Annotated in this window: 22 protein-coding genes and 1 riboswitch; of the genes, 9 read left to right on the top strand and 13 right to left on the bottom strand. The window is 55.1% G+C overall.

Translation table 11 applies throughout. The features are described 5' to 3' along the window. Positions 1 to 343: 343 nt before the first annotated feature. Both pssA and ilvC read right to left on the bottom strand, forming a co-directional pair. Positions 344 to 1,255 carry a CDP-diacylglycerol--serine O-phosphatidyltransferase gene (pssA, locus tag BT114_RS13975; protein ID WP_072327120.1) on the bottom strand — a complete coding sequence of 304 codons (912 nt, stop codon included), beginning with the start codon at positions 1,253 to 1,255 and terminating at the stop codon, positions 344 to 346. Positions 1,256 to 1,388: 133 nt separating this feature from the next. Next, complete coding sequence (ilvC, locus tag BT114_RS13970; RefSeq protein WP_072327119.1) at positions 1,389 to 2,405, bottom strand: ketol-acid reductoisomerase; 1,017 nt, start codon at positions 2,403 to 2,405, stop codon at positions 1,389 to 1,391. 161 nt (positions 2,406 to 2,566) lie between these two features. Between ilvC and ilvY the strand changes: the two genes are divergently transcribed. Beyond that, positions 2,567 to 3,451, top strand: a complete 885-nt coding sequence (ilvY, locus tag BT114_RS13965; RefSeq protein ID WP_072327118.1) for an HTH-type transcriptional activator IlvY — start codon at positions 2,567 to 2,569, stop codon at positions 3,449 to 3,451. A gap of 51 nt (positions 3,452 to 3,502) precedes the next feature. Here the strand turns inward: ilvY and ilvN are convergent, their stop codons facing one another. The 5 genes from ilvN to rluD form a co-directional block, all read right to left on the bottom strand. Beyond that, positions 3,503 to 3,994 carry an acetolactate synthase small subunit gene (gene ilvN / locus BT114_RS13960; protein WP_072327117.1) on the bottom strand — a complete coding sequence of 164 codons (492 nt, stop codon included), beginning with the start codon at positions 3,992 to 3,994 and terminating at the stop codon, positions 3,503 to 3,505. A 2-nt stretch (positions 3,995 to 3,996) separates the two neighbouring features. After that, entirely contained in the window at positions 3,997 to 5,724 is a 1,728-nt protein-coding gene (locus BT114_RS13955) for an acetolactate synthase 3 large subunit (RefSeq protein ID WP_072327116.1), read from the bottom strand. Positions 5,725 to 6,142: 418 nt separating this feature from the next. Further along, a complete protein-coding gene (gene clpB / locus BT114_RS13950) occupies positions 6,143 to 8,722 on the bottom strand; it encodes an ATP-dependent chaperone ClpB (RefSeq protein ID WP_072327115.1) in 2,580 nt (859 codons plus the stop codon). 114 nt (positions 8,723 to 8,836) lie between these two features. After that, entirely contained in the window at positions 8,837 to 9,595 is a 759-nt protein-coding gene (gene pgeF, locus BT114_RS13945) for a peptidoglycan editing factor PgeF (RefSeq protein WP_072327114.1), read from the bottom strand. Next, positions 9,592 to 10,554 carry a 23S rRNA pseudouridine(1911/1915/1917) synthase RluD gene (rluD, locus tag BT114_RS13940; protein WP_072327113.1) on the bottom strand — a complete coding sequence of 321 codons (963 nt, stop codon included), beginning with the start codon at positions 10,552 to 10,554 and terminating at the stop codon, positions 9,592 to 9,594. The genes pgeF and rluD overlap by 4 nt, the downstream gene beginning before the upstream one ends. A 142-nt stretch (positions 10,555 to 10,696) precedes the next feature. Between rluD and BT114_RS13935 the strand changes: the two genes are divergently transcribed. The 3 genes from BT114_RS13935 (at position 10,697) to hepT (ending at position 12,540) form a co-directional block, all read left to right on the top strand. Beyond that, entirely contained in the window at positions 10,697 to 11,563 is an 867-nt protein-coding gene (locus BT114_RS13935) for an outer membrane protein assembly factor BamD (protein ID WP_072327112.1), read from the top strand. Positions 11,564 to 11,664: 101 nt separating this feature from the next. Further along, a complete protein-coding gene (gene mntA, locus BT114_RS13930; protein ID WP_072327111.1) occupies positions 11,665 to 12,063 on the top strand; it encodes a type VII toxin-antitoxin system MntA family adenylyltransferase antitoxin in 399 nt (132 codons plus the stop codon). A gap of 48 nt (positions 12,064 to 12,111) precedes the next feature. Beyond that, on the top strand, positions 12,112 to 12,540 hold the full coding sequence (gene hepT / locus BT114_RS13925; RefSeq protein WP_072327110.1) for a type VII toxin-antitoxin system HepT family RNase toxin: 429 nt from the start codon (positions 12,112 to 12,114) through the stop codon (positions 12,538 to 12,540). A 27-nt stretch (positions 12,541 to 12,567) separates the two neighbouring features. Here the strand turns inward: hepT and BT114_RS13920 are convergent, their stop codons facing one another. Continuing rightward, the gene (locus BT114_RS13920; RefSeq protein ID WP_072327109.1) at positions 12,568 to 14,193 is read right to left on the bottom strand and encodes an NAD+ synthase; all 1,626 of its coding nucleotides are present in this window, start codon (positions 14,191 to 14,193) and stop codon (positions 12,568 to 12,570) included. 122 nt (positions 14,194 to 14,315) lie between these two features. Between BT114_RS13920 and BT114_RS13915 the strand changes: the two genes are divergently transcribed. Further along, on the top strand, positions 14,316 to 14,570 hold the full coding sequence (locus BT114_RS13915; RefSeq protein ID WP_072327108.1) for a PP0621 family protein: 255 nt from the start codon (positions 14,316 to 14,318) through the stop codon (positions 14,568 to 14,570). On the opposite strand, the gene thiO is transcribed toward BT114_RS13915, so the two are convergent. Further along, the gene (gene thiO / locus BT114_RS13910) at positions 14,537 to 15,637 is read right to left on the bottom strand and encodes a glycine oxidase ThiO (protein ID WP_072327107.1); all 1,101 of its coding nucleotides are present in this window, start codon (positions 15,635 to 15,637) and stop codon (positions 14,537 to 14,539) included. The genes BT114_RS13915 and thiO overlap by 34 nt on opposite strands. Before the next feature lie 95 nt (positions 15,638 to 15,732). Continuing rightward, entirely contained in the window at positions 15,733 to 16,581 is an 849-nt protein-coding gene (locus tag BT114_RS13905; RefSeq protein ID WP_143142851.1) for an LEA/WHy family protein, read from the bottom strand. Between the two features lie 135 nt (positions 16,582 to 16,716). Here BT114_RS13905 and BT114_RS13900 point away from each other — a divergent pair, with 135 nt between their 5' ends. Further along, positions 16,717 to 17,061: a HopJ type III effector protein gene (locus BT114_RS13900; RefSeq protein ID WP_072327105.1), complete on the top strand. Its 345-nt coding sequence runs from the start codon at positions 16,717 to 16,719 to the stop codon at positions 17,059 to 17,061. Beyond that, positions 17,051 to 17,392 (top strand): FKBP-type peptidyl-prolyl cis-trans isomerase, encoded by a 342-nt coding sequence (locus BT114_RS13895; RefSeq protein ID WP_072327104.1) that lies wholly within the window; start codon positions 17,051 to 17,053, stop codon positions 17,390 to 17,392. The genes BT114_RS13900 and BT114_RS13895 overlap by 11 nt, the downstream gene beginning before the upstream one ends. An 87-nt stretch (positions 17,393 to 17,479) precedes the next feature. Here the strand turns inward: BT114_RS13895 and thiC are convergent, their stop codons facing one another. After that, on the bottom strand, positions 17,480 to 19,396 hold the full coding sequence (gene thiC / locus BT114_RS13890; protein WP_072327103.1) for a phosphomethylpyrimidine synthase ThiC: 1,917 nt from the start codon (positions 19,394 to 19,396) through the stop codon (positions 17,480 to 17,482). A gap of 91 nt (positions 19,397 to 19,487) precedes the next feature. Beyond that, a riboswitch (TPP riboswitch) is annotated at positions 19,488 to 19,591 on the bottom strand. 147 nt (positions 19,592 to 19,738) lie between these two features. On the opposite strand from thiC, the gene BT114_RS13885 reads away from it, so the two are divergent. Together BT114_RS13885 and BT114_RS13880 are read left to right on the top strand one after the other, a co-directional pair. Continuing rightward, positions 19,739 to 20,269 (top strand): hypothetical protein, encoded by a 531-nt coding sequence (locus BT114_RS13885; RefSeq protein ID WP_072327102.1) that lies wholly within the window; start codon positions 19,739 to 19,741, stop codon positions 20,267 to 20,269. Positions 20,270 to 20,354: 85 nt separating this feature from the next. After that, the gene (locus BT114_RS13880) at positions 20,355 to 20,993 is read left to right on the top strand and encodes a hypothetical protein (protein WP_072327101.1); all 639 of its coding nucleotides are present in this window, start codon (positions 20,355 to 20,357) and stop codon (positions 20,991 to 20,993) included. A 4-nt stretch (positions 20,994 to 20,997) separates the two neighbouring features. Here the strand turns inward: BT114_RS13880 and BT114_RS13875 are convergent, their stop codons facing one another. Together BT114_RS13875 and BT114_RS13870 are read right to left on the bottom strand one after the other, a co-directional pair. Further along, positions 20,998 to 23,088, bottom strand: coding sequence for a sensor histidine kinase (locus BT114_RS13875; RefSeq protein ID WP_072327100.1), 2,091 nt, complete (start codon positions 23,086 to 23,088; stop codon positions 20,998 to 21,000). Beyond that, positions 23,085 to 24,488 (bottom strand): sigma-54-dependent transcriptional regulator, encoded by a 1,404-nt coding sequence (locus BT114_RS13870; RefSeq protein WP_072327099.1) that lies wholly within the window; start codon positions 24,486 to 24,488, stop codon positions 23,085 to 23,087. The genes BT114_RS13875 and BT114_RS13870 overlap by 4 nt, the downstream gene beginning before the upstream one ends. Between the last annotated feature and the right edge of the window lie 148 nt (positions 24,489 to 24,636).

The raw sequence follows: 24,636 nt of genomic DNA, 5'->3' as shown, positions 1-24,636 counted from the left end.
TCAATCCCGACGAGTCGCTTGCCTTGATATCTTGTGACTGATCACAAAACATCCCGCAAGCGCCCACATGAATGTACCTGATGCTTCATTCTTAAAGAGCGTGATTCAAAACAGACCCGGATTTCTCAACCCAGTCACCTGCCGAATCAGTGGGGCGCATTCTACAGCAACTCCACTCAGTGTCAAGCCTCTTTTTTCAAATTCTCTAAAGAAAACCCTGAAAAAACAAACCCCTACACCCCTTGCCAAAACTTCCTGCTCACCCCGTTTCCGAGGCCGTCCTGACAAGAGCTGCGTATTATAGGCACTCAATTCTGTCTTGCAAGGGGTTTGTTCAAAAAAACTATTCTTTTTCTTTGCGGGCCATTTTTTCAGCCAGTGACTGGCGACGGAACAACGCCCGCACAGGACCGGATGCGCCGTATCCAACAAACAAAAGCAGCAGCATGGTTGCCGGATCGATGGCAATGATGGCCAATACCAGCACAATGGCCAGCAGCACCATAAAAGGAACACGATTTTTCAGATCGATGTCCTTGAAACTGTAATACCTGACATTACTGACCATCAACAGGCCCACCGCTGCAATCACCAGCGCAACCAATACCTGTGATGCCAGCATTTCAATATCCAGATCATGAAGCACCCACACCAGTGCAGCAACTATGGCAGCGGCTGATGGACTGGGAAGGCCGGTGAACCATTTTTTGTCTGCCACGCCCACCTGCACATTAAAACGAGCCAGGCGCAATGCTGCGCCGGCCACATAAACAAATGCAGCAATCCAGCCAAACTGCCCCAGGTCCTGCAGCATCCAGCTGAAAGCAACCAAAGCCGGGGCAACACCAAAGGACACCATGTCCGCCAGGCTGTCATATTGTTCGCCAAAGGCGCTTTCTGTTCCTGTCATGCGAGCCACACGCCCATCCAGACCATCCAGAATCATGGCAACAAAAATGGCAATCGCAGCAGCGCTGAAGTCACCGTTCATACCGGCAACCACTGCATAAAAACCGGAAAACAGCGCCCCGGTGGTAAAAAGGTTCGGCAACAGGTAAATGCCGCGATGACGTTCCTTTTTGCCATCCACTTCCTTTTCTTCCACCACTTCCTCAATAACCTCACCAACCATACGATGTGCACGACGGGCAAACTCCGCATCGCGCTCTGCCTCTTCCCGACTGGAAGCCTGAACAGCGGATGGCTGATCTTCTGCTGATTGCTGAACTTCAGTTTCGGGTTTGTCCTGAGACATAGATACCTGCCTGTTGTTGAATAAACTGTCTGGGCAATATTCTACACCCTCAGTGGCTCCGGACTGAAATGCTTCCTTTAAAAACAAAAAAGGCGCAACAGTAAAGTGTTGCGCCTCTGCAGATCAGCGAGGATCAGTTTTTGGACTTGTCGACCAGCTTGTTGGCTGCAATCCAGGGCATCATGGCACGCAGACGCTCACCAACCACTTCAATCGGGTGAGCAGCATTGTTACGACGACGCGCAGTCATGGAAGGATAGTTGCTGGCACCTTCCTGGATGAACATCTTGGCATACTCACCATCCTGAATGCGCTTCAGGGCATTACGCATGGCTTCACGAGACTGCTCGTTGATGACTTCCGGACCAGTGACATACTCGCCGTATTCAGCATTGTTGGAAATCGAGTAGTTCATGTTGGCGATGCCGCCTTCGTACATCAGGTCAACAATCAGCTTCAGCTCATGCAGACACTCGAAGTAGGCCATCTCCGGGGCATAACCAGCTTCCACCAGCGTTTCAAAGCCCATCTTGACCAGCTCAACAGCACCACCACACAGCACAGCCTGCTCACCGAACAGATCGGTTTCAGTCTCATCCTTGAAAGTGGTTTCAATGATGCCTGAACGACCACCACCCACACCACAGGCATAAGACAGAGCAACTTCCTTGGCCTTGCCGGAAACGTTCTGGAATACAGCGATCAGATCTGGAATGCCGCCACCCTTGACGAACTCGGAGCGCACAGTGTGGCCCGGAGCCTTGGGAGCAATCATGATCACGTCCAGATCAGCACGCGGTACAATCTGGTTGTAGTGAATGGCAAAACCATGAGCAAACGCCAGAGTGGCACCCTTCTTCAGGTTCGGTTCGATTTCAGCCTTGTACAGCTGGGACTGGAACTCATCAGGTGTCAGCACCATCACCACATCAGCACCGGCAACCGCTTCAGGCGTGCTGGCAACTTTCAGACCGGCAGCTTCAGCCTTGGCAGCAGAAGCAGAACCCGGACGCAGTGCAACAGTCACATCAACACCTGAGTCTTTCAGGTTGTTGGCATGGGCGTGGCCCTGGGAACCGTAACCGATGATGGTTACTTTCTTGCCCTGAATGATGGACAGGTCACAATCTTTATCGTAATAAACTGGCATTTGCATGGTGCTGCTCCCGAGCAGAAAAGGTTAACAGTGTTTCAGAATACAGGCTTTTACTGCTGCCTTCTGATGGACACAGCTTACGCCTCCCACCACATTGCGTAAAATGCTATATTTGCAACACACTCTTTCATTTTACGCAACAAGCGATCTGAACCATGGACACCCGCCCACTCAAACACTTTCTGACCCTGGCTGAAACCCTGCATTTCGGTCGCGCCAGTGACCTCTGCCATCTGAGCCCCTCTGCACTGAGTCGCAGCATTCGCCAACTGGAAGAGAGCCTGAACACCCGCCTGTTCAATCGCGACAACCGACATGTGGAGTTAACCGCAGAAGGCCAGGTCTTTCTTGATTATGCGCGGGATGCACTGGATCAATGGGACACCCTGCGCAACAGCCTGCAAAGTGGCACTCACCAATTGCACGGGGAAGTCAGCGTGTATTGTTCGGTCACTGCCAGCTACAGCTTTCTTTATGACCTGTTGCGTGAATTCCGGAGCCGCCACCCTCAGATTGAAATCAAACTGCATACCGGTGACCCGGCTGTGGCCATTCAACGGGTATTACATGGTGAAGAGGATCTGGCCATTGCTGCCCGACCGGAAACCCTGCCGCATGGTCTGGCCTTTCGTTCCATTGGCCTGTCGCCGCTGGTGTTCATTGCCCCGGTGGATGACCCGCAACTGGCACCACTGCTGCAGCAACCGGATGAACAAACGGACTGGAGCAGAATACCGATGATTCTTTCAGAACAAGGCTTAAGCCGCAGCCGGGTCGATGAATGGTTTCGCAACAAGGCCATCAAACCTTACATCTATGCCCAGGTCAGCGGTAACGAAGCCATTGTCAGCATGGTCAGCCTTGGCTTGGGTGTTGGAGTGGTGCCCAGAATTGTACTGGACAACAGCCCACTGGCTGACCGGGTACAGATCCTGCCCGTGACACCTCGCCTGGCAGCGTATGACGTGGGTGTTGCGGTACTGCATCGCAAACTGCGCAACCCCATGATTCAGGCCTTCTGGTCTCAGATTCAGCCATAAAAAAACCCCGCCATCCGAAGCTGGCGGGGTTTTCTGTTTTCGCTGCAGTTATTACAGGCTCAGCACCTTCTCACCGCGGGAAATACCGGACACACCGGTACGAACCACTTCCAGCAAGGTGTTGGCACCCAGCGCCTGGATAAAGGCATCCAGCTTGCCGGCCTCACCAGTCAACTGAATGGTGTACACACTGGGCGTCACATCGATGATCTGACCACGGAAAATTTCCGTGGTGCGTTTGACCTCGGCACGCTGAGCACCCACTGCCTTGACCTTGACCATCATCAGCTCACGCTCAATGTGCTGGCCTTCAGTCAGATCCACCAGCTTAACCACGTCAATCAGCTTGTTCAGCTGCTTGGTGATCTGTTCAATGACCCGGTCATCACCCACCGTGGTCACCGTCAGACGCGACAGGGTCGGGTCATCGGTAGGTGCCACGTTGAGGGTTTCAATGTTGAAGTTACGCTGCGAGAACAGGCCCACCACCCGCGACAGGGCACCGGCCTCGTTTTCCATCAGGATCGAGATGATGTGTCGCATGATCAGGTCCTCTCCGTCTTGGAAAGCAGCATATCCTTCATGGAGCCCTGCGGCACCTGCATCGGATAAACGTGCTCACGTGGATCAACATAAACATCCAGGAATACCAGCTTGTCCTTCAAGGCAAAGGCTTTTTCCATGGCTGCGTCCAGGTCTTCTGCTTTTTCCACCTTCATGGCAACGTGACCATAAGACTCCACCAGCATCTTGAAGTCCGGCAGTGACTGCATGTAAGACTGGGCATGACGTGAGTTGTAATTCAGGTCCTGCCACTGACGCACCATACCCAATGACTGGTTATTCAGGTTGATGATCTTGACCGGAATACCAAACTGACTGCAGGTTGAAAGCTCCTGCATCATCATCTGGAAACTGCCTTCACCGGTGATCAACACCACTTCTTCCTGGGGCTTGTTCAGCTTGATGCCCATGGCAGCGGGGAAACCAAAGCCCATGGTGCCCAGACCACCGGAAGTGATCCAGCGATTGGGTTTGTCGAACTTGTAGTACTGGGCAGCATACATCTGGTGCTGACCCACATCCGTCACCACATAAGCCTGGCCTTTGGTGGCCTTCCAGACGGCCTCAACCACCTGCTGGGGTTTCATCGGCTCACCCGGCTGTGCCGGTTCGTAGAGGCGACCAACACGGCTGGCACGCCAGTCATCAATCTGCTTCCACCAATCCGTCAGCGCTGCAGCATCAGGTGCACTGCGGCTTTCATCCAGCAGCGACAGCATTTCCTCAATGACACTGGTGGCGGTACCAACAATCGGCACGTCCACACGCACGGTTTTACCGATGGATGAGGGGTCCACATCCACGTGCACAATGCGCGCAGTGGGGCAGAACTTGGCTGTGTTGTTGGTGGCCCGGTCATCAAAACGCGCACCGATACAAACCACCAGATCACTGTGGTGCATGGCCTGGTTGGCTTCATAACTGCCATGCATGCCCAACCAGCCAACCGACTGCTTGTCGGTCTGCGGGAAAGCACCGATCCCCATCAGGGAAGTGGTCACCGGAAAATTCAGTTTGCGGGCCAGCTCGGTGAACAACTCAGCGGCCTGCCCCAGAATCAAACCACCACCGCCATAAAGCACCGGGCGTTTGGCTTTAAGCATCAGCTCCACGGCTTTTTTGATCTGACCGGTGTGGCCACGACCCACAGGCGTGTAAGAGCGCAGCTTGACCTTCTTCGGATAAACGTACTCGTACTTCTCGGTGGGCGCCGTCATATCCTTGGGAATGTCGACCACCACCGGACCGGGACGACCGGTGGTGGCAATATGAAAGGCCTTTTTCAGCACTTCCGGAATTTCTGCCGGATGCTTGATCGAAAAGCTGTGTTTAACAATCGGCCGGGTGACACCAATGATATCGGTTTCCTGGAAGGCATCTTCACCGATCAGGTGACTCATGACCTGACCGCAGAGCACCACCATTGGAATCGAGTCCATATAGGCCGTGGCAATACCGGTTACAGCATTGGTGGCACCAGGACCAGAGGTCACCAGCACCACACCGGGCTTGCCGGTGGCACGAGCATAACCATCAGCCATGTGGGTGGCTGCCTGCTCGTGACGGACCAGAATGTGATGTACCTTGTCCTGACGGTGGATGGCGTCATAAATGTGCAGCGCCGCACCACCCGGATAACCATAAATGTATTCAACACCTTCATCCGCAAGGAATCGGGTGATCATATCTGCGCCTGAGAGTAATTCCACTTTCGTGAACCCCCTGAAACTGTTCGAGTGCATGAAGCAATCTGAAAGGATTGCTCCGGTTCAATAATCCGGATGCATCAGTGAACACCCACCCGGATTTGCCGATGGCGCCATGGCCTGCTGGCCAGCATCCATCAACGCCTGATGCCTTGCCGTGTCTGGGCAAACGAGACCCGTTTTAGGGTCTGCACTCTTGTCGCATCGCTTGAATGCGAAGTGGGGCCTAACCTGACCAGAGGATAAAACAGGTCCGGAAGTCCTTGATGCAGGACCGGTAACGAATACCGATCCAGATGCCAGCCGTTGGGGGGTCACCCCAGGATGCTGCACCTGCTATCAGGAAGTGGGAAGGCTCTTACAATTGACAGGTTTTGTCAAGCAGCCATCCCTGGCTGCACGACCAATTTCCGAAGGAAATTCAGGAATTAACCTTAAAAACAGTGTGATCTTCTTCAGCATCCACCAGGATCAGTTGACCCGGTTCAAAACGTCCACCCAGGATTTCCTGTGCCAGCGGGTTTTCCAGCATCCGCTGCAGCGCACGTTTTAAAGGTCTTGCACCATAGACCGGATCATATCCCTGTTCGACCAGACGGTTCATGAAGTCATCCGACAGCTCCAGTCGCAACTCACGATCCGCCAGACGCTCGCGCAGACGTGCCAGCTGAATATCTGCAATGCCACGAATCTGATCTTTCAGCAGCGGGTGGAATACCACCACTTCATCAATGCGGTTGACCACCTCAGGGCGGAAGTGAGTGCCCACCACCTCCATCACTGCGGCCTTCATGGCATCGTACTGGTCGTCACCCGCCATACGCTGGATCAGATCCGACCCCAGATTGGAGGTCATCACAATCACGGTGTTGCGGAAATTGACGGTACGCCCCTGGCCGTCGGTGAGACGCCCATCTTCCAGCACCTGCAAAAGAATGTTGAACACGTCCGGGTGAGCTTTTTCCACCTCATCCAACAGCAGTACCGAATAAGGACGGCGACGCACCGCCTCAGTCAGGTAACCACCCTCTTCGTAACCGACATAACCGGGCGGCGCACCAATCAGACGTGCCACTGAGTGCTTCTCCATGAACTCACTCATGTCGATGCGCACCATGGCTTCTTCAGTATCAAACAGGTAACGCGCCAGTGATTTACACAGCTCGGTTTTACCCACCCCGGTCGGGCCCAGGAACAGGAATGAACCACTGGGTCGATTGGGGTCAGCCAACCCGGCACGGGAACGCCTTACGGCATTGGCCACGGCCTGCACTGCTTCATCCTGCCCGATTACACTTTCATGCAGGGCTTCTTCCATGCGCAGCAGTTTTTCCTTTTCCGACTCCAGCATCTTGCTGACTGGAATACCGGTCCAGCGTGCCACCACCTCAGCAATTTCTTCATCGGTGACACGATTGCGCAGCAGCTTGTGCTCAACACTTTCCAGTTGATCCGCCATCTGCATGCTGCGTTCCAGATCCGGAATCACGCCATACTGAATCTCGGACATGCGCGCCAGGTCGCCCTTGCGCCGTGCGGCATCCAGGTCAATACGGGCCTGTTCCAATTGCTGTTTGATCTGCTGGGCACCATGCAGGCTGGATTTCTCCGACTTCCAGATTTCTTCCAGATCAGAAAACTGACGTCCCAGCTCATCAATCTGTTCCTGCAACTGCTCCAGACGTTTTTTTGAACCGGCATCACTTTCTTTTTTCAGTGCCTCACGCTCTATCTTCAACTGGATCAGGCGACGCTCCAGGCGATCCATTTCTTCCGGCTTGGAATCGATCTCCATGCGAATACGGCTGGCGGCCTCGTCCATCAGGTCAATGGCCTTGTCCGGCAACTGACGATCAGAAATATAACGATTGGACAATTTCGCCGCTGCAATCACCGCGCTATCCGTGATCTCCACCCCGTGGTGCACTTCATAACGCTCTTTCAAGCCGCGCAGGATGGCAATGGCATCTTCTTCTGAGGGTTCATTCACCAGCACCTTCTGGAAACGCCGCTCCAGCGCAGCATCCTTTTCGATGTACTGACGGTACTCATCCAGCGTGGTGGCACCCACACAGTGCAGCTCTCCACGGGCCAGTGCCGGTTTCAGCATATTACCGGCATCCATGGAGCCTTCACCCTTACCAGCACCCACCATGGTGTGCAGCTCATCAATGAACAGGATCACCCGGCCTTCTTCCTTGGAGAGTTCATTCAGCACCCCCTTCAGGCGCTCTTCAAACTCACCCCGGAACTTGGCACCGGCAATCAGTGAACCCATATCCAGTGACAGCACCCGCTTGTCTTTCAGACCTTCTGGTACTTCACCATTTACAATGCGTTGTGCCAACCCTTCAACAATGGCGGTTTTACCCACACCCGGCTCACCAATCAGCACCGGGTTGTTTTTGGTGCGACGCTGTAACACCTGAATGGTGCGACGAATTTCATCATCACGGCCAATCACCGGGTCCAGCTTGCCATCCAGTGCCCGAGCCGTCAGGTCAATGGTGTATTTTTCCAGTGCCTGGCGCTTTTCTTCAGCATTGGGATCATCCACGGCCTGGCCGCCACGAATCTGTTCAATGGCACTTTGCAGGCGTTTTTTGTTCAGCCCGGCTGTTTCCAGTGCCTTGCTGGTGTTGTCATTCAGCTCCATCGCTGCCAGCAGCACCAACTCACTGGAAATGTACTGGTCACCACGTTGCTGGGAATCACGATCGGCCAGATTCAACAGGCGACCCAGTGCCTGGGACACCTGTACGTTGCCATCATACTGGCTGACAGTGGGGAGCTGTTCGAGCAGCTTTTTCAGTTCGGAGCGCACACGGCTGCTGTCACTGCCGGCCTGTTTGATCAGGGGAGTGAGGGGGCTGCCCTGCTGATCCAGCAAGGCCAGCAACAGGTGAACAGGTGCCAGCTCATTATGACTCTGACCAACGGCCATGGACTGGGCATCAGCAAACGCGTGCTGCATCTTGCTGGTGAGGCGATCAATACGCATGAAAAAAACCTCTTGAAACCGTGAATACGGAAATGCTGTTGATCACTTAATGGGGCACGCCCACGACTGATTCAAGGGGCCACTTCAAAATAATGACTTATTTTTTGATTTCGGTCACATATCTTCCAGCCAGATGACACTGGCCATGCGGCCTGTCTGTGCTCCATCCCTGCGAAAGGAATAAAAACGCTCACGATCAGACAGGGTGCAGAAGTTGCCACCAAACACCTGAGTCACCCCCACGTTCGCCAGGCGTTGCCGGGCCAGACGATAAAGGTCCGCCATGTAATGCTTGAGGCGGTAAGGGCTGGGCACAAAGGCAGCAGCCGCTTCCGGGTGACCATCCAGAAACGCCTGACGCACTTCCGGGCCCACTTCAAACACCCGCGCACCAATGGCCGGACCCAGCCATACCAGTAATTCTTCAGGGTCTGTCGCCAGCGCTGCCACGGTATTTTCCAGCACACCGTCTGCCAGGCCACGCCAACCGGCATGAGCAACCCCCACCCGGGTGGCACCGCGATCGCAGAAAAACACCGGCAGGCAATCAGCAGTGAGCACCACACAGGCATGCTGATCGGAAAAGGTGACGGCTGCATCAGCTTCACTGCCCGGCGCAAATTCACTCACCACCTTGCTGGAATGCACCTGATTCAACCAGTTCAGCGGGCGATTACCGGTTTCATGCAACAGACGGCGTCGACAGGCCGCCACCTGCTCCGGATCATCACCAACATGGTCTGCCGGGTTAAAGCACTCATAAGGAGGCTGACTCGGCCCCAGTTCACGGGTGGTGACCCAGGCCCGCACGCGCTCAGGTGCAGGCCATTGCGGGTGCAGCAAACTCAGTTCATCAGCAACAGGTTTGTTCATCGGGCTTCTCTCTGGTCTTCTTCCAGTAGTGTCAGCAAGAGTTCAAAGTCTTCCGGCAAAGGAACCGTCCAGTTCATTGTTTGCCCGGTGGATGGGTGCTGCAGCGTCAGGCTGCGGGCGTGCAGTGCCTGACGGGGAAAACTGCGCAGATAGTGTTTCAGGGCCTCACCGGCACCAGCTGGCAGTTTTAACCGACCACCATAAAGCGGATCACCCACCAGCGGAAACTTGACGTGGGCCATGTGCACACGAATCTGGTGGGTACGCCCGGTTTCCAGTTTGCAGCGCACATGGGTGTGCGCCCGGTAACGCTGCACCACACGGTAATGGGTCACTGCCGGTTTGCCACCACTGACCACCACCGCCTGACGCTTGCGATCTTTCGGATGTCGCCCGATCGGGGCATTAACCGTGCCGCCACTGGTCATGTGCCCCAGCACCACGGCATCATACTCGCGCCCCATGCTACGGTCCTGCAACTGTTCAACCAGTGCTGTCTGGGCTTTTAACGTCTTGGCCACCACCATCAACCCGGAGGTGTCCTTATCCAGCCGATGCACAATACCGGCTCTGGGCAGATCTTCCAGTTGTGGGCAATGGAATAACAATGCGTTCAGCAGGGTGCCATCGGCATGACCGGCAGCCGGATGCACCACCAGACCGGCAGCCTTGTTCAGCACCAGCAAATCATCATCTTCATAAACAATGTCCAGGGCAATGTCCTGCGGCACATCGGTGACCTGCTGCTGCTGTTCGGCCTGCAGCGACAACACATCACCCACCACCGCCTTGTCCTTGGGCTTCACGGCAGCCCCATTACGGGTCAGGCTGCCATCCTTCAACCACTCCTGCAAACGGGCCCGGGAAAAGTCCGGAAACAGCTCTGCTGCCACCTGGTCCAGTCGTTTGCCGCCCAGTGCTGCGGGTACTTCGGCCTGCTGTGTAATCACCTGTGTCATGGAATTCTTTCTGTCATTTGGAGTCTGAACCTGCCGAAGCACTCGAACCGGGCAGGTGTTTCCGCTATTCTAGCACCCGCACCGGCTTTATCAGCCAAAGAATCCATCGGCAAATCCTGGCTCCACCGGAAGAACAAGACACATGCACCTGAAATCCAGCTTTTCACGCTCATTACTCTGGCTGTTATTGCTCAGCCTCACAGCACTTTTCCTTTCTGGCTGTGCCGGGCGTTTATCTGATGATGAAAAAAGTGAACAGCAGCTGTATCAGGAAGCTCAGCAGGCCATGGATCGCAAACGCTATCTGACGGCCATTGAGCGCTTGCAGGCACTGGAGTCTCGCTTTCCTTTTGGTGAATATGGTGAACAGGCCCAACTGGAGCTGATGTACGCTTACCACCAGAGCAATCAGCATGAAGCAGCCCGCGCCACAGCCAGCCGTTTTGTACGCCTGAACCCCGATCACCCACAAGTGCCTTATGCCCTTTACATGCGTGGCATGTCCGCCTGGGAAGCCGGGCGTCATGCCCTGGAAGGCATGAAGCTCAGTGATATCTCACGGCGCGATCCCGGCGCCACTCGTGAAGCCTATGCCGACTTCCATCGCCTGAGCACCCAGTTTCCTGACAGCGAATACACGCCGGACGCCCTGCAGCGCATGCGTTATCTGAAAAACCTGCTGGCCGAACAGGAAGTCTACATCGGGCGTTTTTACCTGCGTCGTGGTGCACCCATTGCCGCCATCAATCGTGGCCGCGAAGTCATTGAAGGTTACCGGGACACCCCATCCGTTCCTGATGCCCTGGCAGTGATGATTGAAGGTTACCGCCACCTGGAAGACTTTGAGCAGGCCGATGAACTCAAACAACTGCTGATGACGCTGGCACCTGATCATCGCCAGTTAGGGCGTAACAACCGCTTCATTGAGCTGCACCCTGCCGATCAACCGGACAAAACCTTCCTGCAAATCATCAGTTTTGACCTGATTGGTGGCTGGGGCAGACGCTGAATGCTATAAAGAAGCCTCTTACATGACACCACCTGCTTGCCAGGCAAGAGGCCTCCCAAGGAACCAGCAAACTGTTTGATTCAATCAACAGCAGGCTCCCGATGCTTAAAGCACTGACCGAACTGGCTGAACAAAACCCGGATATTCTGGCGTTATGGTTGTACGGCTCCCGTGCGCGAGGTGATGCCGGAGCAACCAGTGACTATGATCTGGCGGTGATTTTTTCCAGCTGGGAACCAGACCCATTGGAAAGACGCCTGCGACCGGAAGTTCTGGCTCTGGACTGGCAGCAGTCGCTGGGCTTGCCGGAGGATCAGATCAGCATTGTGGATCTGGCTTGTTGCCCGGCACCACTTGGCTGGAGCGTGCTTTCTGAAGGGGAGTTACTGGTGGATAAACAACCTGAGGTTCGCATGACCATTGAGTCCAGGATCCATTCCATCTGGGAACTGGATTATATGCATCCTCAAACCCTTTACTTTCAAACCACTTCTCTTTAAACGATTCACCGATAAACGACTCACCGACAGAAAAAAGGCTGGGCTGAAATGGTTACTGTTGCCCCAAGTTACCTCTTCTCTTTGACCGAGCATGTGAATGAGTGTGAAAGAGACCTGTTTCTCCTCAAAGAAAAAATGCTGTTGCAACCCTGGTCGCGGTTTGAAGAACTGGCAGCTGAACGCAGTTTGCAGCTTTTGATTGAAGCCGCAATTGGTGTCGCCAAACACTGGGCCAAAGCAGTTTCAGGACAAACAGTGAACGAAGGATTAAAAGCCTTTCAATACCTGGAAAGCGCCGGACTGATTGAGAGCAACCAACCCTGGAAAAAAGTCATTGGCTTGCGTAATGCACTGGTGCATGACTATCTGGATGTAGACCCTGAAATCATCCAGTCAGTGATTCAACAGGGTTATTACCAGCAGCCACTGAACTTTGTTCGTCAGGCGGTTGCTGCGCTGAGCACTCAAAACCCTTGAGCCTCACGCTCTCTCTACAGACTGCAACTACAACACCGGCCAGTGATTCACGATGGGGTAACGCCGATCCTTGCCAAAACCCCGTGCGGTGACACGCACACCGGGAGCTGCCTGGCGACGCTTGTATTCATTGCGATCCACCAGTGAGACCACCCGCAGCACATCGTTCCGGCTGAATCCGCTTTTGATCAGGGCTTCCGCCGACAGGTCATCTTCAATGTAACCTTTCAGAATCCGGTCGAGAGTAGCATAAGGCGGCAAGGAGTCTTCATCCTTCTGTCCCGGTGCCAATTCCGCTGATGGTGGCCGATCAATGACCCGCTGCGGAATCACCTGCCCCTGACGGTTGCGCCATTCTGCCAGTTCAAACACCAGGGTTTTATAAACATCCCGGATGGCATTAAACCCACCCACCATATCGCCATACAGGGTGCAATAACCCACGGCCACCTCACTTTTGTTACCGGTGGTCAGCACCATCAGTCCTTTTTTATTGGACAGTGCCATCAACAGCACACCCCGGCAGCGGGCTTGCAGGTTTTCTTCGGTGGTGTCCCGCGCCGTTCCGGCAAAGGCATCGGCCAGACCGGTCATGAAGCTGTCCACCATCGGCGCAATCGGAAACACCTGATAATCAATGCCCAGCAAACGAGCCTCGGCTTCAGCATCTTCCAGGCTCATGGAGGAGGTGTAGTGATAGGGCAACATCACTCCGCTGACTCGATCTGCACCCAGTGCATCCACCGCAATGGCTGCGGACAGGGCCGAATCGATGCCACCGGACATGCCCAGCACCACGCCCTTGAAACCGCTCTTGTTGACATAATCCTTCAGTCCCAGCACCAGCGCCCCGTAGAGATAAGCCAACGGCTCCGGCCATTCTGCACATGCACCCGGCTGCAGCATCACCTTGCCGTTGGTACGTTCCAGTACCAGATCCAGACCAGCTTCCTGCAGGGCCGGAGCACTGGCCAGCAGCCGACCATTGGCATCGAGTGCAAAAGAAGCACCATCAAACAACAGCTCGTCCTGACCACCCACCAGATTGCAATAAAGCAACGGCAAATCCGTGGCCTGGCAGCGTTCGGCCGCCAATGCCACCCGTTCCTGCTGCTTGCCCTGATGCCAGGGTGAGGCATTCAGCACCAACAATGCTTCAGCACCCGCTTCAGCACCCGCCGCTGCAGGACCGGGTTGCCACAGGTCTTCACAGATCAGCAGCCCCAGTCTGTAACCCTGCAACTCCACCACACAAGGGGTTGAACCGGCTGAGAAATAACGCTTTTCATCAAACACCTGGTCATTCGGCAGCAGCTGCTTGTGGTATTCAGCCAGCCACTGGCCCTGATGCAACACACCCGCAGCATTAAACAACTGACCATCACGACGGATGGGGTAACCCACCACCAGCGTGATGCCATGCACTTCTTTCTGCAGGCGCAGCAACTGCTCTTCCACGCGCCCCTGCAAGGCCGGACGCAACAACAGATCTTCCGGGGGATAACCTGTCAGCGCCAGCTCCGGCACCAGCAACAGATCGGCCTGATGATTCGCCACCAGATCGTGAGCCAGTTGCAGGATGCGTGAAGTATTGCCTGCCAGATCACCCACCACCGGGTTGATCTGAGCAAGATGAATGCGAAGGCTGGACAAGGACAGGTCTCCTGATCAACATCCGGTGCCCGACGCTGGGTCTACCGGAGAAAACTGTTAGAATGGCGGATATTTTGAGCAAAGGCGGGTCAAATAGCAAAGACCTGCAGAGGAGATGATGAATGAGCCTGTTGATTGTAAGGCTGGTGGTATTTGTGCTGCTGTTCTGGGCCGGCTGGCGGCTGTGGCAATACTGGCAACAGATGCAAGGCAGCCGGGTGGAAGACAAGACCTCCGACAAGCTTGAAGGCGAAAGCATGGTGCCCTGTGCCCAGTGCGGTGTGCATCTGCCCAAAGGCAGCGCCCTGCAATCCGGGCCCAGGTATTTCTGCTGCCGCGAACATCAGGAAGCGTTTGAACGGAATGCCGGCGAATAGGGTAATGGATCTATCTGCGGCTCACGCTTCAGCAGCAGGTCGGCCATCACCCGTGTGGCGGCCGGTGCCAGCACCAGACCATTACGGAAATGCCCGGCACTGACAAAGAGATTACGGTAGCCGGGCACTTCCCCCATCAACGGAATGCCATCCACACTACCCGGGCGCAAACCGGCCCAGTGGTGCTCAACTTCATAATCGCGCAGGCGCGGCAAGATCTGGTAAGCCGTTTCACGCAGTGAAACCAGCGCATCATCGGTGGTGTGCTTGTCAAAACCAACGTATTCCAGTGTGGAACCGGCAAGAATCCGTCCGTCATTGCGGGGGATCAGGTAACGACCGTCCATCAACACCACCCGGTTCAGCAGCCCCGGCGGCGCCTTGAACAGAATCATCTGACCGCGCACCGGCTTGATGGCGGTTTCCACTCCCAGCTCCTGCAGCAGTTTACCGGTCCAGGCACCGGCACAGAGAATGGTGCGCCGTGCAGAAAACACCATCTGCTTGCCTTCCACGCCCAGCACCTCACCTTCATCATGGTAAACATGACGCACTTCGGTGTGCTCCAGAATACGAATATTGCTGCGCTTCTGCAGCGATGCCTTGAGTGCCTGCCCCAGGCGCGGATTACGCACACTGGCAACCCCGGGCATCCACAGGGCTTCACGAAAACCGGGGGCCACGTCCGGTTCACGCTCATAAAGAAAAGAAGCATCCACCGCCTCCAGTGGATTGCCGTTACGCGCAGACCAGTCCAGCGCATCCTGCTGATCAGCCACCCGCAGAAACAGCAGGCCATCTTCACGGAACTCCGGGTCAACACCGGTCTCCTCCAGTAACTGACGGGCAAAATCCGGGTAATACTGCTGTGCATAAGCAGCCAGGGCAGTGATCTCGGATGGATAACGCCAGGGGTAGAGCGGCGACACAATACCACCACCGGCCCAACTGGATTCACGGGCACACTCGCCCCGCTCCACCAGAGTGACATCCGCACCGGCATCAGCCAGCTCCCGTGCCAGCATCATGCCGATCACACCACCACCCAGCACCAGAAAATCACTCATCAATCACTGCCTCATTCACGTGTCTATCTACATACCACGCCTGCCACCCATCACGGCCGCTACACACCACGCCTGCTACGCACCATGCCTGCCATTCAACGCGACAGCTGCACCTGCCCTGTTTGCTGGGTTGCAAAAGGAAAGCTGCGAAACACTGGCAGACTGCTGCCCAGTTGGGTATCCAGATCCAGCTGATAATTCAGGTTACCGCCACGCTGCAGGCTTTCATAAAGCGCCAGTGTTGAGCGGCCAAAAGCAATATTAACGGGGACATCAATGCGGCTGCGCCCATCAGCACCAATACTCAGTTCACGCGGCAAGGCACCACGGGTCACCGGCTGACCATTTAATGCCAGTGAATAACTCAGGCGATTCACCAGCAGATCAAACATATTGGGGTTGTCGAACTCCAGACTCAGCAGCAGGTCAGCACCACTCAGTGACAGGCGCTTCTGCTCAATGCCAATCAGGCTGAAACGCGGTAACTGGGGCACCGGAATTTCACCCCGCACCTGAAAAGGAATGCGTAAGGGGCCAGCGGCCGGTACATCAAAGGACATTCCACCAGCCACCGCATAATCCAGCGACTTCATCTGGCTCAGGTTGGATACAAACTGCCCCAGTTCGGCAAACTCCAGTTCCAGTGGCAATACCAGGCGCTGGGTTTTTCCTGCGGCCAGACGATTACCCTGCTGCTGCTGACCGGAAAGCACTTTTGCATCCAGCAGATCCAGCTGATAATCCAGCGCACCCAGGCGAATGGCATAAAGGTTGGGGTTTTTCACCTCCAGCTCCACCTCAAGGAAGGCTTTTTCCAGCGTCAACCCCACCAGTTTGCTGTCCAGCACCCTGGCCTCAGGGTCCTGCCAGGCTCCCGAATCCCGCAACAGGCTGCACCCCGCCAGCAGTGACACCACCACCAGCAACCCAACCATCCCACGCATCTGACACCCTTTCATCACGCTTCCTCAATCAGCTGTGCTGTAAAGTTGTTCCTGTAAAATCGGCATCATAACAGCCCTGTGTCCTGCAAGGCATTCTGTTATCCTTGCACGCTTTGAAATACAGGAGCCAAGCCCATGACCCTCAGCGAACTACTGGCCACACTGAACCGGCAACCGGTTGATTTCAAAACCGTGATGGCCGTGATTGATGCCGAATATGACTTCACGCCAACACGTTTCATTAATGGCAGCCAGGTCAACGAAGCCAATACCAACAACGGCTCCTGCAAGATTTTTGCCTTTGGCCTGCTGCACGGCCTGAGTGAACAGGCCACCCTGCATGCCTTTGGTGACTTTTACACCCGGGATGTACTGCAACATCCACAAGGTACTGATCACCAGAACATTCGCAACTTCATGCAAACCGGCTGGTCTGGCGTGCAGTTTGATGGTGAGGCCTTGCATCCTCATGGCCACTGAAGTCCGCATTGAAGACCTGCAGGAAGGCCAGGGCAAGGCTGCCGAACGTGGGGCACTGATCACCACCCATTATCGTGGCTGGCTGGAAGATGGCACCGAGTTTGACTCCTCGTACAGCCGCAACCAGCCGTTTCAAACCGTACTCAGCAACAAGCGTGTGATTCAGGGCTGGGTACTGGGCCTGGTGGGCATGAAAGTCGGCGGACGCCGCCGCCTATGGGTTCCTGCCGAACTGGCCTATGGTGAACGGCGGATGGGCGACAGCATTCCTCCCCACGCCAATCTGGTGTTTGAAATCGAGCTGCTGGAAGTGCTCACCCGCGACGACTGACTCCGCTCACGCCGCCCTTGCTTCTACTCTGTGGGTTCCTGCAGCCGCCGCAAGCGGCGGCTGTCTCTTTCAACCTTCCAGATCACCTCAGGCCTTGTGATAAATCGCAGCGCCCTTGTCTTTGAACTCTTTTGATTTTTCCTGCATGCCCTGTTCTGCCTGAGCATTGATGGCAGCCACCTGGGTTTCATCCAGATCCCGCACTTCCTGGCTGATTTTCATCGAACAGAACTTGGGGCCACACATGGAGCAGAAATGCGCCACCTTGGCCGATTCCTTGGGCAGGGTTTCGTCATGGAAAGAACGGGCAGTGTCCGGATCCAGTCCCAGATTGAACTGGTCTTCCCAGCGGAATTCAAAGCGCGCCTTGGACAGCGCATTGTCACGCCTTTGTGCCGCCGGGTGGCCTTTGGCCAGATCCGCCGCGTGGGCAGCAATCTTGTAGGTGATGATGCCGGTTTTGACGTCATCCTTGTTGGGCAACCCCAGGTGTTCCTTGGGGGTGACATAACACAGCATGGCGCAACCGTACCAGCCGATCATCGCCGCACCGATACCGGAGGTGATGTGGTCATAACCCGGTGCAATATCGGTGGTCAGCGGCCCCAGGGTGTAAAAGGGCGCTTCATCACAGCATTCCAGCTGCTTGTCCATGTTCTCCTTGATCAGATGCATCGGCACGTGACCCGGGCCTTCAATCATCACCTGCACATCATGCTGCCAGGCAATTCTGGTCAGCTCACCCAGGGTCTCCAGCTCACCGAACTGGGCGGCATCGTTGGCATCAGCAATGGAACCGGGACGCAGACCATCACCCAGCGAAAAAGCCACATCATACTGTTTGCAGATCTCGCAGATTTCTTCGAAATGGGTGTAAAGGAAGTTTTCCTTGTGATGCGCCAGGCACCATTTGGCCATGATCGAACCACCACGAGAAACAATACCGGTGACCCGCTTGGCAGTCAGCGGCACATAACGCAACAACACCCCGGCATGGATGGTGAAATAATCCACCCCCTGCTCAGCCTGCTCAATCAGGGTGTCACGGAAGATCTCCCAGGTCAGATCTTCTGCTACGCCGTTGACCTTTTCCAGTGCCTGATAAATCGGCACGGTGCCCACCGGAACCGGGCAGTTGCGAATGATCCACTCGCGGGTTTCGTGAATGTGTTTGCCGGTGGACAGATCCATGATGGTGTCTGAACCCCAGCGAATGCCCCAGGTCATCTTGGCAACTTCTTCTTCAATCGAAGAACCCAGTGCCGAGTTACCGATATTGCCGTTGATTTTCACCAGAAAGTTGCGACCGATGATCATCGGCTCACTTTCCGGGTGATTGATATTGCACGGAATGATCGCGCGGCCACGTGCGACTTCATCGCGTACAAATTCGGGGGTGATTTCCTGTGGAATCGCAGCACCAAAGGACTGACCTGCATGCTGGTGTTGCAGGATGGCTTCCACCGCTTCACTGCCCAGTTGCTGGCGTTTCTGGTTTTCACGGATGGCAATGAACTCCATCTCGGGTGTGATGATGCCCTGGCGGGCATAATGCAGCTGGGTGACATTTTTACCCGGCAGGGCACGGCGAGGTTTACGTTTCAGGTCAAAACGCAGTGACTCCAGCATCGGGTCCGCTTCACGGCGACGGCCGAATTCACTGGTTGGGCCGTTTAACAGCTCGGTATCACCACGCTCCTCAATCCAGGCTGCACGCAGCGCAGGCAAACCCTTACGAATGTCGATGTTGGCTTGTGGGTCGGTATAAATGCCGGAGGTGTCATACACGAGGATGTCCGGATTCTGCTCCACACCAAATTGAACGGGTGTGTCCGCCTGGCTGATGGCGCGCATCGGTACACGGATATCCGGGCGGGAACCTTCCACATAAACCTTGCGGGAGTTGGGCAGCGGCTGCACACTGGCAGCATCCACCTGTGCGGTTTCTTTCAGGAACCGGCTGGAAAATGAGCTGGTTGTGACTGGATGTTCTGGCTTGTTCATTGTTGTGCTCCCACTTTATATTGCAGTGCGGGAACCGGCAGGGCGGAAAAAACGAGGTGCAGCCTTTTTTATGTACAGAGAGGGCTGCCAGTCAGTGCGTGATCTCGATTCCTACGCCGGTGCTAACCGGTTCAGGTTCAACGGGTATCATCTCAGCGTCCGCCCGGTCAGGCTTCAGCACCCCGTCAAGATGTCGCAGTCAGTTTAACAAGGCGTGGCAACAGTTCAAGCGCTGTTTTCAGCCAACCTTCATTTGCTTGAAAAAACAGCTAAAGTTTCCTGCCTTGCAGCCGAAAAAACAGGAACGTCATTCACTGAATCGTCAGGATTGTCACTGCTGCCATGCGGATTGAAAACGCTTATACAAAATCACTGGAAGTCCAGGAGTCACTGAACACCTCGCTGAACTCAGCGCAGGGTGCCCAGTTCTCGCTGGTACTCAGTCTGATGATGGCACCCGTGTATTCACCCGATCTGCCCAGCCTGTACAACAACCTGCCGATTCAGCACTACGCACCCAATCCGATTTACCCAACGCATATTCCAACGGTTTATGATCCGCCCGGCCTGTCCAACTACATCAACCGACCACCGGCTCATCACAACATCGTACTGGTGGAAGACACCTATGCAAGACGCCTGGCACGCGATATCCAGAGCGGCATGGGAGAGGCTCTGGTGCAAGGTAATGCCGGTTATTTCAGCTGGCTGCGCGCACTGACCGAGGAATATCCGAAGCTGCAGTTTGTCACCACCCTGAAACCCGCCAGCGCACCGGCACCGCGCCAGGTGGCTGCTGCTTATGCCGCTCAGGCCCGACCAGACACCGAAACCCTGATCCAGGAAATCAACAACATTCGTGTTGCTGCCTGATTTTTTCGGTGACATTCCTTTTTATCTATCCTAAGCTGCACTTGATCCTCACCTTAAGAATTGGCTCGCACCAAAGGACAAGTGCATGAAGAAGTTTGCTTTGGTTCTCATCATCTCCTGCTTTCTTCTGCTTTCCAGTGCTCACGGTCAGTCACTCGGCCTGACCAATCTTTCCGATTCAAGAATTTCCCTGGCCATCAATCTGATTCCCGATCAGATGAATGACGACATGATTTTTGATGATGGGGGTTATCTGAATGATGATGCCTACATGCAACAAATCAGTCTGGTCTGGAAGGGTGACAGTGGCGGCTTCCAGTTATACCCGCCCTTTAACCACACCTACAAGTATTTTTCCTTGCGTCGCATGCGGTTCATAACGGAATACCGCGAAGATGGCGCCAGGGGTATGGCAGAATTGGAAGTGATGGCTTTTATTTACGGCAACCGCTACATGGCAGGTGAGCGCTACCGTGGGCTTGGAGTTGGCTGGTACGCCGGCTGGGCACTGGGCACCGATCGTTATGTCGAGATTTACTCACCCGGGGATACACCCTCCAAGGGTGAAGATGATGCCTCTTTTCCAGTCATTGCCGCCGAGCTCTTTTACAAATGGCACCCCGTGGACTTCCTGTTTCTTGAAACCTCCTTCACTTTCGGGCTGGATCAGGACAGCAGCTCTTTCCACACCTTTCCCAGCATCAACCTGGGTGTGGAATTCTAAATCCTCAACCCACCACACCAAGACCTGACAACAGCTGCCGCATGGTGGCTTCATCCTCATCATTGATGCTGGCGGTTTCTGGCAGGTAAACACTGAAACAACTGCCCTTGCCCGCTTCCGACTCCACCCCGATGTCACCACCGTAACGCCGAATCAGACTGCGACTGACGGACAACCCCAGCCCGTTGCCGGCTTCACGCGTGGTGAAAAAAGGCTCGAAAATCCGTGCCAGTACCGCCTCGGTCATGCCTTTGCCTTCATCACAAACACGGATTTCCACACCGGGCAAACCTTCTGCCGTCTGCCAGGGATGCGTGGACAGCTGCATGCGTCCCGGACCCGCCAGGGCATGGGCACCATTCAACAACAGATTCACCAGCACCTGTTGCAGCTGCTGACGATTGCCCTGCACCTTGCCAACAGCCCGATCATACTGCTGCTCCACTTCCACGCCCTGCTTGTCCAGCGCATGGCGCACCAACGCCAGGGTGTCACGCACCACACGATTCACCTCCAGTGTTTGCAACTGATCCACCATCTGGCCTGGGCGACTGTACTGCAACAGATTGTTGATGATGGCGCGGATGCGATACACCTGCTCAATCACCGTATCAATCTCTTCCTGCACCACCACGGCACTGGGCCCTAATTCCGCCTGCAACAGATCCATGTGCCCCAGAATCACTGCAGCCGGGTTATTGATCTCATGGGCAATGCCTGCCGTCAATTCACCCAGTACCGCCAGTTTTTCCTTGGTGAACAACTGGGCACGCGTGGCTTTCAACAGTTCGATATGCTCCTGCAGATCACGGGTTTTCTGCTGCAGACTTAACGTGCGTTCTTCCACCTTGCGTTCCAGTTCTTCGGCAGCCGCCTGAATTCTTTGCTGACGGGCATCCAGCTCATCCAGCATGGCATCAAACTGATGTGCCAGATCGGTCATTTCATCACCTGTATCCAGCGGCCCGATGCGTGCCTGCTGCTGACCAGCACGCACCGCCATCACCGAGTCATGGATCTGCTTGACCGGTGCAAACAGCCGATTGGCACCTCGCCACACCAGCAAGGCGGAAATCAGCAGTACCAGCAATAGGGTAATTCCAAGCTCAGACAGGGTTTTCAGGTACTGGGCAAAAAATGGACCCTCCGAAAAACCGGCATACAACACACCGATCAGATCACCACGCAGGTCATACAGCGGCTCATAACCACTGATGAACCAGTCATTCACTACAAAAGCACGATCCAGCCACACGGCTTGATCACCCAGCACCCGGTCTCCCACTTCCTGAGAAATGCGGGTACCTATGGCTCGTTCAATCACTGGCCCGTGCCCATCAAAACCCAATCCCGGTACATTGGTGGTGATGCGGGTATCATCCAGAAACAGGGTCACTGTACCCAACCCACCGTCCGGCAAAGCACCCGAGCCATAGACCAGATCACGAATGGCATCCACAAAGACCAGATTGTGATTCAGCATCACCCCACCATCGAGCAGGAACAGCACCTCACCCTCGGTATTGGTGATCGGGTGCAGACTGCGCACCAGCATCGCCCGATCTTCAATACGTTTCACCGAGGGGCGGGCACGAGGTGTTGGCAGCACCTGAATTTTTGCCCGCTCAGCCAGCCCTTCATCCAGCTCTGCCAGTTCAGCAGCACTGATCACCGACAAACCACTGAAACTTCCCCCGCGTGCCACACCACTGAGCAGCCCGAACAGGCTTGGCTGATCCCGCTCCAGCTCAGGCACATCGGCAACATCCAGCAGACGCAGAAAATCAAAACCATGACGCTGACGAATCACCTCGACCAGACTTTCCAGACGCTGCCGATCACGTTGCACCAACTCATCATGAAAACGCCAGGCATTGCTCATCTGGACCAGACGCTCCAGTTGGCGTTCCTGCATCAGATCCAGGGTGGAGCGTGCCACCGCCAGATCTGCCGCCACCTTCATGTAAAGGTGACGATCGGTATAGGTGGTGGTCCAGTAAGCCGTCAAAGCCAGCAAGGCTGCCAGTGTCAGCAGGATTGGCAGCAGGGTCAGGGTCAGCAGCTTGCCTTTGACAGAACGTCGAGGCAGCTTCATGCCTCCTGCTCCTGATCTGAGGCATGATCCGAATCAGAATCCTCACCGGACCAGCCAGCCAGTTTCCGATCCAGCGTCTTGCGGGAAATACCCAACTGCCTTGCTGCGGCTGACTTGTTGCCATCACAGGCATCCAGCACCTGCAGGATATGGCGTCGCTCCACCTCATCCAACGGCCAGCAACTGGGATAACCTGTCTGTCCCGAGTCTGTATTATCATCGCGCACCAGTTCTTCCAGCGGCAAACGACCCAGCAGAATGCAGCGCTCAATGAAGTTTTTCAGTTCACGAATATTGCCCGTCCAGTGATGCCCCTGCATGGCACGCAGGTCTTCATGGGAAAAGGGTACCGCCTCCAGTCCCAGCTCACGTGATAAACGCCGGGAAAAATAATGCGCCAACTGGGGGATGTCCTCACTGCGCTCACGCAGAGGCGGCAAGGTCAGCGTCAGCACATTCAGGCGGAAGTACAGATCCTCCCGAAAGCGCCCGACCTTGACCTCTTCACTCAACTGGCGATTGGTGGCGGCCACAATGCGCACATCCACTTTAACTTCCTGCTCACCACCAACCGGGCGCACTGCTTTCTGCTCCAGCACACGCAGCAGTTTTGACTGCATCGCCAGCGGCAACTCACCGATCTCATCCAGAAACAGGGTGCCGCCACTGGCAAAACTGAATAAACCATCCCGTGCCTTGTTAGCCCCGGTGAAGGCTCCGCGGGTATGACCAAAGAGTTCAGCTTCCAGCAGATCCGGTGCAATGGCACCACAGTTGACTGGCACATAAGGCCCCTGCCGACCGGAATGCTGATGCAGGGCACGTGCCACCAGATCCTTGCCGGTTCCCGACTCCCCTTCAATCAAAACCGCGGAAGGAGTGGGAGCCACCCGCTGGATCACGGTTTCCAGTCGTTTCATGGCCGGACTGTCACCCACCATCGGGTTTTCCAGCTCCAGGTACTGGCTCACTTCACGACGCAGCAGAAAGTTCTCACGCAACAACTGGCGGCGCTTCAGCACACGCAGAATCGCATTCATCATCTGCTCCAGCCGGAAAGGCTTGAGAATAAAATCTGCTGCACCAACACGAATGGCCTGGATCGCCGTTTCCAGCTCCGCATAAGCGGTCATGAAAATCACATCACTATGGCGATTGGGGTCCTGCAGGGCTTCATGCCACTCAATGCCGGAGCGCCCCGGCATACGCACATCCAGAATCATCAGATCAAAATGATATCGCTGGCGCAGTGTCTCGGCCTGATCAATACTGCCTGCGGTTTCCACCAGACCAAAATGCTTGTCCAATGCCTTTTCCAGAAACTGGCGCATGCCTGGTTCATCATCAACAATCAGAACTGAGGCTGAACGACAGAGGCTAAAATCGGGCATGGCAGTCATGGGAAAGAACCTTTACGGACAAAATGAACCTTCACGGAAAACAAAGTGTAGCATTTTGACCCGATTTTCATGCATCAAAATTGCTTCAGCGCAACTTGCAGGCATTTTTCTGTGGCATGAATCCCTTTAAAATCGATGGATTGGACAG

The organism is Marinospirillum alkaliphilum DSM 21637 (assembly GCF_900119735.1).
In the GTDB taxonomy this organism is placed as follows: Bacteria; Pseudomonadota; Gammaproteobacteria; order Pseudomonadales; family Halomonadaceae; genus Marinospirillum; species Marinospirillum alkaliphilum.
The sequence above is the reverse complement of the archived record's forward strand: the minus strand, read 5'-3'. Positions and strand labels throughout refer to the sequence as shown.